6 protein-coding genes and 3 pseudogenes are annotated in these 13,365 nt (G+C 38.3%); all 9 read right to left on the reverse strand.

Going from position 1 to position 13,365, the window contains the following annotated elements; all coding sequences use genetic code 11:
• Positions 1-55: 55 nt before the first annotated feature.
• The 9 genes and pseudogenes from BUC25_RS03625 to BUC25_RS19110 all read right to left on the reverse strand — a co-directional run bounded on the left by BUC25_RS03625 (position 56) and on the right by BUC25_RS19110 (position 13,317).
• Positions 56-831: pseudogene (locus BUC25_RS03625) on the reverse strand (recombinase family protein).
• Between the two features lie 594 nt (positions 832-1,425).
• On the reverse strand, positions 1,426-1,848 hold the full coding sequence (locus BUC25_RS03630) for an Imm26 family immunity protein (protein ID WP_073199733.1): 423 nt from the start codon (positions 1,846-1,848) through the stop codon (positions 1,426-1,428).
• A 1-nt stretch (position 1,849) separates the two neighbouring features.
• Entirely contained in the window at positions 1,850-2,980 is a 1,131-nt protein-coding gene (locus BUC25_RS19480) for a hypothetical protein (protein ID WP_211619541.1), read from the reverse strand.
• Between the two features lie 40 nt (positions 2,981-3,020).
• A pseudogene (locus tag BUC25_RS03640) lies at positions 3,021-3,209 on the reverse strand (RHS repeat-associated core domain-containing protein); the annotation flags it as partial.
• Positions 3,210-3,630: 421 nt separating this feature from the next.
• Positions 3,631-4,074, reverse strand: coding sequence for an SMI1/KNR4 family protein (locus BUC25_RS03645; protein WP_073199735.1), 444 nt, complete (start codon positions 4,072-4,074; stop codon positions 3,631-3,633).
• A gap of 21 nt (positions 4,075-4,095) precedes the next feature.
• Positions 4,096-4,284 (reverse strand): hypothetical protein, encoded by a 189-nt coding sequence (locus BUC25_RS19485; RefSeq protein ID WP_211619543.1) that lies wholly within the window; start codon positions 4,282-4,284, stop codon positions 4,096-4,098.
• Between the two features lie 230 nt (positions 4,285-4,514).
• Positions 4,515-4,649: pseudogene (locus BUC25_RS19825) on the reverse strand (IS110 family transposase); the annotation flags it as partial.
• A 62-nt stretch (positions 4,650-4,711) separates the two neighbouring features.
• Positions 4,712-5,092, reverse strand: coding sequence for a DUF2750 domain-containing protein (locus BUC25_RS03655; protein ID WP_073199738.1), 381 nt, complete (start codon positions 5,090-5,092; stop codon positions 4,712-4,714).
• An 8-nt stretch (positions 5,093-5,100) separates the two neighbouring features.
• Complete coding sequence (locus BUC25_RS19110; protein ID WP_073199740.1) at positions 5,101-13,317, reverse strand: polymorphic toxin type 8 domain-containing protein; 8,217 nt, start codon at positions 13,315-13,317, stop codon at positions 5,101-5,103.
• Positions 13,318-13,365: the final 48 nt, after the last annotated feature.

Raw genomic sequence — 13,365 nt, forward strand, 5'->3', positions numbered from 1 at the left:
TTTCAACCTTACAGAAGAACTTATAAGAAAATGAGTCCCTTTTTTAAGTAACCTTTTAAATTATTGCTTCATGTTTGCCTTTGCTTTTATATGTCCGTATGTATAAATTCCTTGATAAAAACTTTCTCGGTCTAAAATGCGTTTCACTTGCACTTTCGTAAATGCTTTACCTTGTGTTGTTTGATAGCCTTCATCATTCAATGCTTCTGCCAACCTAGACAGTGACCAATTCTTATGAAAGTGTTTAAGTTCAAACAACCGTTTCACAACTTCTGCATGACCGTTATGTATCTTGAGTTCCTTTTCACCCTTTTGTTTTGTATAACCAAATGTTGCCCTTCCTCCTGCGTATCCACCTTCCTTTGCCTTTTTATTTCTCCCTTTCGTTAGTTTTAAAGCAATTTCAAGCCTTTGATATTGGTCTAATAATTCCATCAAGCCGTTGACCAAAAAGTCGTTAGGGTCTTTCTTATGGATACTGTAAAAGGGTTGTTCAATACTTTTAATGTCACAACCATATTTTTTCAACTCTCGTTGTATCAGCACCTTCACAATATCTGACCGCCATAATCGGCTTGTGTTGAGCACTACCACATAATTAATTTGGACAGAAGAAAGGTGAGCCAACATTTCCTGTAAGCCCACCCTATCTATTTCCAATGCTTCTTCATTCAGTTTGGCGCCACTAATTCCTTCGTCTCTAAAAATATGTATCAAGTTAAAACCCTGTTCTTCACAGTATGCTTTAATTTCATCTTCTTGATATTTCAAGCTGTATCCATCTCTAGCTTGCCCTTGAATCGAGACTCGTATATACCCAACAACGTTCAACATTTCACCCTCCCGTTACATAAATTGTAATTTTCGTAACGCTTTTTAGACGAATAGCGAGTATTATACGACCGTCTCTTGTTAAAATACAACCCAAAATTTATGAGCCAAAGTCAATAAAAAACACTTTTACACGTTACCCATTGTTTATCGCCACGAGCATGTACGATCTCGTTAGTTTGTTAGTTACTCCATGTCATAACTACCCCTGCCATGTAAAATGTCATCTCGCCTATTTCTCGTTCTTGTCAGCTATTCCAAGTATTAACTTGATACTCCATGACGGTACAACCATCATGAGTTATGAATTTCAGAGAAAATATCATTCATGTTGTCCTATTCATAAATTCTTTATCTCTTTTTTGTTCACTTGCCTTATGTATCAGTGTATTTCCGCCTTTACCACTACGATCTTTGTCATTCTCGTGTGCAAATATAAATCGAGTAGTAAGTGTGGTTCTTTTATTTAATTGTCACTGTAACCAATCTCATATATCAGTCAACCATCATGAGCTTTTGATTCAAAATTAGTATATTTTAATTCCTCTGTTCAAAAAACCTCGAAAGGCTATAAAGCCAATCAAGGTTTCAATCCTAATTTTTATTCCACTTATCGCTACCCATTATCCTATCGATAATATGTTCTGCTTCCCAAACTGCAGCAACTTCTAATCCCTTACACTCTTGTTCAGTCGATTTACGGTCTTGACCTTTATGGTAAATTGAATATTTCCCAGTGATGGGGTCTTTAATGTAATAAGGGGGTGGCCATTCTTCCTCTTCATTATTAAATGGTCGATTATCTACAATTGGCCATTTCCCCGACTTCAAAACATCATCATATACCCCAACAATAAATTGGTATTCTTCCTGTTGTGGTAAATCATCTACATCTACCCCGATATGCTTATATATCCCGATAGACGCATCCCTATATCTTCTTCCAAATGCATACTTACTGTTTGGTAAAGGGATTGCAAAAACATCACCGATTTTTACCCTATTTCTTTTAGTCATTTTACCACTCCTTATTCGCTGCATCTATATACTTTTGTTTATTAGGGTTACTATCTGATATTCCATTAATTTTATTACCAGAAGTACCACGAGTCGATTTTGCACCACCATTGAGGTCAATAAGTTGCTGTTCTCTTCCACGGATAGCATCTTTATTTGTTGAAGATTTGTCACGTATTGCTGGCCCAAACCCTTCTTTATTCATATGGTGATTAGCATCTCGCTTTGCGATATTTTCTAAAGGAGTTCCTGTACCACTTGTTCTACCAGTGTATACTTCTCCAGTTTTTGGATTAGTTTTTGTATATGTCTGATAAGTTTTTTCTGTACCCTTACTCCTTGTGGTCTTACTGATATCCGCTACTTTCGATCCGTACTTTATCCCATTTCCAACGTATCCTACGATGGGAACAGCTGCTAATGCGGATAACCCTGCATTTTTATAATCTCCCTCTACCGCATAGTATAAGGCATTCGCTGAGTCCGCAATAATACCGATTCCCGGAACCAGTCCTGCTGCATCTAGTGAACCATGGATAATGTCACTGACCTGGACTTTTTGTACCTTTTCTTTCACCCATGACGTCATTTTACCAAACAGAGAGGAAGAGGAATCCTTGGTATTCTTCGATGGTATCGATGGTTGCGAAACGGTTGGGATGGCGTGATGACCATAACCCGCTCGTATAGAACCGACGACATCCTGTGTCTGCATTGCGCCTGGCTTGGTCACTTCTCGCATGTAGCTTTTATGCGAAGTAGTAGTCTCCGTGAACAATGTCCTGAGTTCGCCCGGTACTGTACCACTTTCAGCTAGGATTTTCTCGAAATTAGCCTCCATCATGTCTTCTACTGTGATGATGGTTTCGTAACCTGTGCGAGTCGTTCGATGGTATTCGTGATCTTCAAACGTACCACTTTGCTCCGTATAATCGCCACTTGGCCACCATCTGTCCCAGATATGTTCTGCCCTATAATACCATGTTTCTTCTCTTACTTCATCCCACGTAATAATCTTTTCTTTAGTGGTTGTCCTTTCATGGTAATGTTCCATTCGTGTATCTGTATCATAATTTTGATAGTGATACTCCCAACCTGCAACACGGTGTACGCCAGCTCCTCTTTCTTCCATAAAAGTTTCTTTATCTAATACTTCTTGCGGAATCGACCCATCATGTTGGATCGGTTCTGCCGTTCTTCCCGTCGGATGGATCCCAATACGTCATCGGATTGTTCATCACATACGCATAACGATGTTGAGATAAAGGCTGATCAATTGTACCTTGATACGTATCCTCTTGGAGGAAACGACCCACGGATGCATCATAAAAGCGTGCTTGCATATCGATAAGGCCAGCATCCTGGTTGAATTCGTGGACATCCCGTCATATTGATGATACATCATCCCACCCGTGGTCTTCATACTTGTTCCATTCCATTTGCCTCTAAAGAAATCAGCGATCTGTTTATGTTTGTAAAAGTTACGAAAAAATTTAAAGGGCAGGGAGAAAAAGATGAGCCAACATTTCAATTTCAAATGCTTTTTCATTCAGTTTGGTAATACTGATTCATACGACCGTCTTTTGTAAAAATACAAACCATAATTTTTTAGCCAAGGTAGAATAAGAACGCCCTTTCAAGTTTACTCATTGTTTATCGCCACGAACTTTGTACGTTTGCTTACCATCATTGCTTTTAATTCAAACAGGAACTAATTATTAACCCTAGAAAATAAAGAATCTCGAAAGTTTTAAACTTACCGAGGCTCTCTACTCAATACTTTTATCTTGGATTTAGTCCAACGTCTAAAATATAATCATATAAATTTTCATACTTCGTTTCTTCAACTTTATTAATTTCATGGTTATAGAACATAACCCTTGAACTACAAACACCTTTTTCAATCGTAAACCCATAATAATCACCCGCTTCAGTATCGGAAACAGCTAAAAAAGAATGTGTTTCCAAAAGACCAATTTGATTATTTAAGTTGACAATATACCAATCACCAATATCATTTACTGAAAAAATATTTGTGAAAGCAAAATAGCCACCACCAAGCTCTTTTACAAAGATCTTATATTCATCGGGCAGGGAGAGTGATAACACTCTTTCAACTTTCTCAATATGATTATCATTACATTTAGGTTCTGACTCTAATCCAAACCATATTGGTCTTTTGTTTCTTGCTTCATTAACAGTTAGAAGGAATTCCTTATAGTTCATTCAAATCAACTCCAAAAAGGATTATTTATCGTAGATCCATTCAGGTAACAAATCATCAGCACCTTGTTCCCTCGCTCTATACCACCAATGCAATTGTCTATCTGATTGACGAATTTCAGGAGTAACACCTTGATTATATTTATTCTGGTGAAGCACAGAATTATTTCGATGTTGCGAAGGAATTATCTCATGCTTTGCTCCACCTGGCATTTGTCCTCCATGATGTAAATCTGGTTTATTAAGTTCTCTTGGAGAATGCCCCAATAAACCTTGCTTTAAATCATTAATTGTCCATGGACCTTTAATACTTACAGGAGCATCACCTGCATCATATCCTTTACCTGTCTGTAGGGTTGGAGATTTAACATTATTAACCGTACCCTTAGTTCTTTCTTAAATTATACATGAGATAAGGTGACAGATGAATATCACCGCCACCTTTATCCATTCATCTTTACTTGTTCAGGCATGATATATGCTGTCTTATTCTTTATCATGACATAAATGATGTTCACAAGCCTTCTCAGGATACATATAAGAGCTTGTTTATTTGTTTTGCCTTCTGATAATTTCTTTGTAGCCCCACCAACCAAAAAGAAACCTTGAAAGGCATTTAGCCAATCAAGGTTTTTAATAATTAATATTTTTTTAACTCAGCTTCTAAATCTAAGATTAATGTATCAATATCTAATATTGCAGAGTCTAAATTATTCCAAAAAATTGAAGGTTTGATACCATCTGCCTTCATACCAGGTAACCATTCCTGTATAAAGTCCTCAAGTTCTATCTGTTCTGCTTTATAATTCTTCCATTCATCAACTGCACATAAAATTGCAAATGCTTTTTTCGGCCAAAAGGGCATTAGAGGATTTCCATTATCATCTTCTGAGATTGCCCACCCATCATCGAATAATCCCCAAACTTCCTCAAAGTCAGCTACTTTCTTTATAAAGTATTCATACCTTTTTGAAGTAGGGAGTTTACTAACTACTTCAATCTCTTTATTATTCAATAACATTACCTCCTCTATTTTTTCCTCTTTCCATAGCCATCATGTTTATGCTGGGTTCTATGACTTCTTATAGTTTGAAGATCACTGTATTCATATCCATAACCTTTTCTTGCTTCATAACCACGTCTATGTGCCAAATTATATCCTTGTGGAACTCTTATATTTTTTCTTTTTCCTAGTTTTATTTCATTTATATCACGCTTTATTTCACCTCTTAAAGCAGTAGATACTTTATCATCATTCGCAATCTCTTTAAGTCTACTTTGTTTACCTGACCTACCATAATTACCCTTACTCCTTGTGGTCTTACTGATATCCGCTACTTTCGATCCGTATTTTATCCCGTTACCCACGTATCCTATAACAGGAACAGCTGCTAATGCGGATAACCCTGCATTTTTATAATCTCCCTCTACCGCATAATACAAGGCATTCGCTGAGTCCGCAATGATACCGATTCCCGGAACCAGTCCTGCTGCATCTAGTGATCCATGAATAATATCACTGACCTGGACTTTTTGTACCTTTTCTTTCACCCATGACGTCATTTTACCAAACAGAGAGGAAGAGGAATCCTTGGTATTCTTCGATGGTATCGATGGTTGCGAAACGGTTGGGATGGCGTGATGACCATAACCCGCTCGTATAGAACCAACGACATCCTGTGTCTGCATTGCGCCTGGCTTGGTCACTTCTCGCATGTAGCTTTTATGCGAAGTAGTAGTCTCCGTGAACAATGTCCTTCGTTCACCCGGTAACGTACCACTTTCCGCTAGGATTTTCTCAAAATTAGCCTCCATCATGTCTTCGGCAGTAATAATCGTTTGATTTCCTGTTCGAGTTTGCTGATAGTACTCGTGATATTCAGCGTACTCTTCAGGGTGATTCCACTCAAAACGCTCACCATTCGGAGCATCTGTCCAAATATGCTCGGCCTTATAATACCATGTTTCGGCCTTTACTTCATCCCATGTAATGATTTTTTCTTTGTTCGTCGTTTCTTCAACATAATTTTCTGTCCATGAGTTCGATTCATGGTTTTGATAATGATACTCCCAACCTTCGTCATGACGATTATAGATTCTTTCCTCCACAAACGATGCATCATGATTTAACACTTCCTGTGGAATATCTCCTTCATGTTTAATGATTTCTGCCGTTCTTCCTGTTGGATCCCAATACTTCATCGGATTGTTCATCACATATGCATAACGGTTTTGAGATAAAGGCTGATCGATTGTACCTTGATACGTATCCTCTTGGAGGAATCGACCAACGGATGCATCATAAAAGCGTGCTTGCATATCGATAAGACCGGCATCTTGGTCGAATTGATGTCCGGTATAACTACTTACATTATACGGAGCAGTAATTCCTGCCGTGATACCACCGAAGGCATCATAGCGGTAGCGCTCAATAATGTCTCCATGACGATCCGTTAATTCGCTCACTGTGGACATCCCGTCATATTGATGGTACATCATACCACCTGTGGTCTTCATACTTGGATCATGACCTGGGATGCTTCGACCGTGATAACCAAACATTTTTTGAGAGACGATTCTTTCATTTGGTCCCACATAATATTCTCCATAAGGAGAGCCCGTTTGACTATATTCTTTATGGATACCTGTTGTCATTCCTTGATACAAGTAGTGACTATCCACGACTTCCATCTTCTGTCTTCCATTACGTTGTTTATGCAATCCCCATGCATTTCCTTGACCTGGGTGCTCATCCCATTTTGGTCCCTTGCCCTTGCCTGGATTTTTATTGGACTTATTTCCTTTTCCTTGTCCAGGGTATGCTTTTTTCTCTAAACCAATTTTTTTGCCTGGATGCTGGTTTCCTAATGGGTCATCTAATGATCGCCACATACCACTTTCTCGGGTTACTTTACGGTCTAAAGCATCATAGCCATAGGTAACATAACTTTCATCGCCAAATAAGACAGACCTTAAACGATTAGTTGCATCATACGTATATGTGGTTTCTTCCTCTTCTTTTACTTCTTTAATCAGATTTCCATTCTTGTCATACTCAAATTCGGTTGCCCCTGCCTGTAATAGCTGATTGTTTTCATTATACGTGTAGGAAATGTTGTCGCCATCCACTGTTTCCGTTAGGCGGTTCCCAACAGCGTCATAGGTATAGCTTATTTTCCTGGCTGGATCCATTAAATATTTTGGTTCGTTAAATCCACTGTCGGATGTCTCTTCTTCATTTTCTGCCGCTTCGAGGCTAATCGAACTAAACCAATTGATAAACCCTGACCATATGTCTTTGATTCCGTTCCAGATACCTTTAAAGAAGTTAGCTATGGCTTGACCAATTTTTTGGAAGAAACCTTGCTTATCCTCTATGTTCTGATCATTTTCTGTTTTACTCTGTCCTCCGTGAGAATTCTCTCCTGTTGCTTTATCAACACCTTCAGCTGAAGTGTTAACTTCTAATTCGCTGGTCTCTACATCCGTATCTTGGACAACGTCAGCATCATTAGAAGAACTAGTTGTTTCGGCCAATGATTGCTCTTTTTCTTTTGTATCTTCACTTAAATTATTTACAGCTTCTTCGGTATTTTCCTCTTCTTCATTACGGTGATGCTTTCGGTTCTCTGGAAAGTTAGGCTCTTCCTTTACCTCTTCTATCTTATCAACAGGATATTGCACTTCTGTCAATCGATTCAATGCATCATACGAATAATTTGTGATGGCTCCATCCTCTTCGATTAGCTTTACTCGATTACCAGCATCATCATAACTATACGTAAAGGATGAGATAACACCATTATCCCCTTGATTCTTTATTGTTTCTAAATGACCATCTGGTGTATAGGATTGTGAAATCGCGTTTCCATTAGCTAAGTGTTGCTCCTCTATACGTCCTAATCCATCATATTGAAACGTACTTGTATTTTCATCGGGATCCATCATTTCCGACATAAGGTTCCGTTTATTATACTGATAAGAAATAGTGCGATCCTCACTGTTTGTCATCTCTAGTATATTGCCTACTGCATCGTAAGAAAATGATAACTCTTTATCAATAGTATCATTTCGTTGGACAGTCAAACGGTCTAGGGCATCATATTCAAAAGTATCCTTCGAATCAGGAGATTCCATCGATACAAGTCGGCCTGCTTTGTCGTAGCTATACGTCTGGTTGAGTCCGTCGATATTTTTCTCACTAACTTGCCCTCGCTTCGTATAAGCATACTCGATTGATTGTCCATTACGATTCGTTTCTTCCGTAAGCTGGCCTGCCTTATCATATTGATAGTTGTGCACATTACTTAATCCGTTTACCTCTTGTGTAACACGATTGTTCAAGTCGTAGCTCCACTTTCTCGTATTACCATTTGCATCCGTTGTTTTGGTTATATTTCCAGTAGGATCGTATTGATAAGAGGTCTTACCTTCTAACGGGTCAGCTACACTGACTATCTGATTCAACGCATCATATTCATATTCTGTTGAATGACCTAATGGATTGGTTTGAGATAACATGTTTCCTTCCGCATCATAGGCATAATTCCATTCAGAACCACTCGGCATCTCCTCTTTTATCAAACGAGATAGTGCATCATATTCGTAATTGGTTGTATAACCTAATGAATCGGTCTCTTTTATAATATTACCGGAAGCATCATAATCCCATGATGTTTTATAATCATCGGCATCTATATATTCAACCAATTGATCTACAGCATCATATTTATATTGCTTCTTATGACCAAGAGCATCTTTTTCCTGTATTAGATTCCCATTCGGATCATACTTATAGGAGGTTTCCTCATCCAATGGATCTGTGCTATCGGTAAGCCACCCTTTAGCATTATATTGATAATGCCAAGTTCGTCCATCTTGTGTAGATTGTTCTGTCATCCTCCCTAATGCATCATATTCATAAGAAGTTTCAAACCCAATTGGATCGACTTCTTTCAATATTTGCCCTTGGGAATTATATCGATAAGATTGAGTATTGCCATTTGGGTTTAAAACTTTAGTTATGCGACTTAGTTCATCATATTCATACTGCCACTCTCCACCCTCTGCATCTTTTTCTAATACTGGGTTACCAAGCGCATCGTACGCATAGTGTATCTCTCCACCTCTCGCATCTGTCACCATGGTTAGACGATAATTATCATCATATTCATAACTAGTCTCTTGTCCAAGTGGGTTTATTTCTTTGGTTACATTACCTACTCCATCATATTCGTAGCTTGTCTTTTGATTATTCCGATTGATCACAGCCGTCCTATTGTCCATGGCATCGTACTCATACTGATACGCATTACCAAGTGGATCAGTCTCCGAAATCGTACGTCCTAACCCATCGTATTGATAAGATGTTGTTTGGCCATCAGCATCCGTTACTTGTTTTTCTTGATCTAACAAGTCATATTGAATAGAGGTTTGATCGCCTAAACTATTGGTGATAGTAGCAGTTCCGTTCTTTTCCTCAAAACTATAGGTCGTTGTCTGATCACGGAAATTAGTTTCACTTATTAAACGATTTAATGGATCATAAGTAAAAAATTCTGTATTTCCTAGGACATCAGTATGCTTAACCACATTACCTAATGCATCATAAGCAAAAGATTCCTTTTGACCAAGGGCATCCGTTATCTTAATGATCCGACTTAATTCATCATACGCATATGAAGTCGTAGCTCCTTCTGCATTTGTCACCTCTACAGGTTGACCTAAGGAATCATATTGATATTCTATTTGATTCCCTAAAGCATCTGTGATAGATTCCACTTCACCTAAGTCAGAATAAGCATACGTTGTTTCATGTCCTTTTGGATTCGTTTCTTTTACTACTTGATCTAATGGATTATACTCCCATTGATAAGCATATCCCATGGCATCTGTTTGTGATATCTTTCTTCCTACTTTATCATATTGATAGCTGGTTGTATTTCCATTCGGATCTGTCTGTTCTGTCATACGTCCGAGAGCATTATAAGCTAAGATCCACTCACCGTTTGAAGGGTCTGTCACCTTACTTACGTTTCCATTCGGAGTATATTGATACTTTGTTGTTTGTCCTAGTGCGTCTACCACTTTCACAAGTCGACCTGCTGCATCGTAGTCACTTGACGTTGTATTACCTTTAGCATCAGTCACAGAGGTTTGTCTACCTAGTGCATCATACGTATAGGAAGTGATAGCACCGCGGTGGTTCTCGATCTCCTTTAATTGACCGAATTGGTCATAACGATAAGATTCCGTTAAACCAAGAGCATTCTTAATCGTTTCTACTCTACCGAGAGCATCATAGGTATAGGAAGTGGCATTCCCTTCTTCATCCATTTCTTTAACCATTAAATCCTGCTCATTATAACTCCATTCGTATGTATCGCCTAATGGGTTCTCTTTTTCTACTAATCTACCACGTTCATCGTAAGAAAATGAAGTGACGTGTGCTTTTGGGTTAGTAATCGATGTTAACTGGTTATCTTCATCATATTGATAAATGGTCTTCTTAGAGTCTGGTCGTACATACGTCACTTGATTATTTTCTTGATTGTACTGCCATTGATGTGTCCGATTTCCTTTATCGACCATTTTCGTTAAACGATTAAAGTCATCATAGGTAAAAGAGACCGTTCGATCAATTGGATCTGTTTGTTCTTTTATACGATTTTGTGGATCATAGGCATAAGTGGTGACTCCTCCTAAAGGGTTTTTTTCTTCGATTAAACGCCCTGCATTGTCATAGGTATAGCTTGTCACATCACCATTCGGATCCGTCAATTCTGTCATTCTTCCTTGACCATCGTAGGTAAAGGAAGTGGTTTCTCCAACACCATTTATCTTACTTTTCAGCCAACCAGCTTTATCATACGTATAGTTTTCTACTGCTCCATCTGGTAATTTCTTTTCAATGAGATTCTGATTCGCATCATATGTATAAGACGTTATCGTTCCCTTTGGATGATGGGTTTCTTCCAATAATCCGACAGTATTATACACATACTCTGTTTTATTACCATTAGGATCGGTCCATTCCTTCTGACGTCCTGCCGCATCATATTGCCAATAGTTGGTGCGGCCAAACGGATCAATAGACTTTGTGCGATTACCTAATCCATCATACGTATAGGACATCGTACGGTCATACTGATCGGTTATTTCCTGAATATTCCCTCGTTTATCATACGTATATTCAAAACGTTTTTCACTAGTGCCAGCTTTGATTTCAACATTTTTCACCCCAAATGGACCATGACTGTATACAATGGTCTCCATTGGCGCCTCTACTTGAATTACTCGACCAAGCTCGTCTCTCGTAAACACAGTAGTTTCATCTTGCGGATTGGTAATTGTTTTTATATAACCTAACTTATTATACGTATAAGCCGTTGTGCCTGACGGACCTTCTATCTTTTCTATCTGTCCTTTTGAATTATAAAAATAAGTGGTAGTACGGCCTACAGGATCTGTAATAGTTTCCACCTGTCCATTCGCATGATACGTATAGCTTGTTTTTACACCATTTCCTGCATCCTCCGTCAATATTTTTCCTTGAGCATTATACGTAAAGGCCACGGTTGTACCATTAGGACGCTTCTCCTGTGTGACACGTCCAAAATCATTATAAGTATAGCTTGTTTTATGTTGGGAAGGATCTATTACTTCTTCTGTTAACCCTTGATCGTTATATACCAACTCGGTTACGTTGTCCTCTTCATCAATTAATTTCGTCATCAAACCTTTTTTATCATATTTAAAGGTCATGGAAATGCCTGTTGCATCTATTCGTTTAATCAGATTTCCTTGCGTATCATATTCAAAGATTGTTTCTCCACCGAGAGGATCTGTTATTTTGGTAGGTAGTTGCCACTTTTCATGATATTCATAAACGGTTTTTCCTCCACCTAAATTTACTTGCTCTGTTTGATTACCGTTTTCATCATACGAATAGCTGATCGTCCCTTGTTCTGATTGAATTTTTTTCAAATTGCCATCAGTATCATAGTTGTAATTGGTAACTGCGCCTAGCGGATTTTGAGTTTTATGTATGTTACCATCTTGGTGTTCATATACCCAGACTTCATCACTGATATCTGTGACCGTCGTTTTTCCATTAGAGTAAGACAAGTTGAAATAAGTTTCACCAAATAACTGAACACTCGTTACTTGGTTTTCTGTATTATATGAAAATTCAAATGTTTTTTGATCTTTTGTTACACTAGTAATGCGATCCGCTGAATCATATCCATATTGAATGATACGACCATCCGCTTGTTTCACTTTCTCTAATCTTCCTTGCGTATCATATGTATAATCAACGGTGCGGCCAAATGGATCTTTTATTTGATTAATGACTTGGTTATTCCAATCAATCGTGATAGTACGACCAGTAGTATCTGTAATAGTCGATACTCTTCCTTGATTATCATACTCATAACGGAAGTTATTCCCATAACGATCTTGATATTGAATCATCTTTCCTGCTTTAGCGTCTTGTTCATCACGCCATGCAGCATAATAACCATGGTAAGTCATTTTCGTACCATCAGCATGTGTTACCACATATTCCTGCTGATTGACACGTTCAATTGACATATCTTTTTCTGACTTTTCATAATAGCCTTTATCTAACTCATAATTAATCATTGGATCATCGTCATAGCTTGTCACATAGGCATCCTCATCCTCCATGACGAAAGCGTATGTATGAACACTGCCATCTAACCTACTCTCACCTAGGTCATAACCTGCATACATTTCCAGTCTTGAGTCCATATTAATGTGCCATCCTTGACCTAACTCACCGATGCTGTCATCATCTGCTAGGTAGGTTCGTTCAATTAAATAATCCATGCCGATCCCTGGTAAGGATAGATCGGTACTATCCAGCTTTACAAACCCTGACATAACATCAACTGGATTTTCAATAGGATAAGATAGCTTATCTGTGGGAGCGGTTGACCCTCTTTGTTGTGGTGCAGTTGTCGGTGCCATGTTTCCATCCACCGCAGCAGGCATTGGTGGTTGAATATTTTCCATCGGATTCGGTGTTGATATAGGGTCTTGCTCTGTGCGAGGCATAAAATCCATGATAGAATTTGGATTCATCAAATCAGCAAGCTCATTATCGACATTAGCTGTTGCCTGACTTTGCATATTGTTTGGGTAAATCGGTAGACTTGTAAAAATGATAATAAAAACTAATAATAAGACCAAAACCTTCTTCAGTACTCGGAAAAATTCCATACAAAATACAAGCTCCTTTTTCTCTGATTTATCTAGGAGGTTTTTCTA

Source organism: Gracilibacillus kekensis (assembly GCF_900143085.1).
GTDB classification, from domain to species: domain Bacteria; phylum Bacillota; class Bacilli; order Bacillales; family Amphibacillaceae; genus Gracilibacillus; species Gracilibacillus kekensis.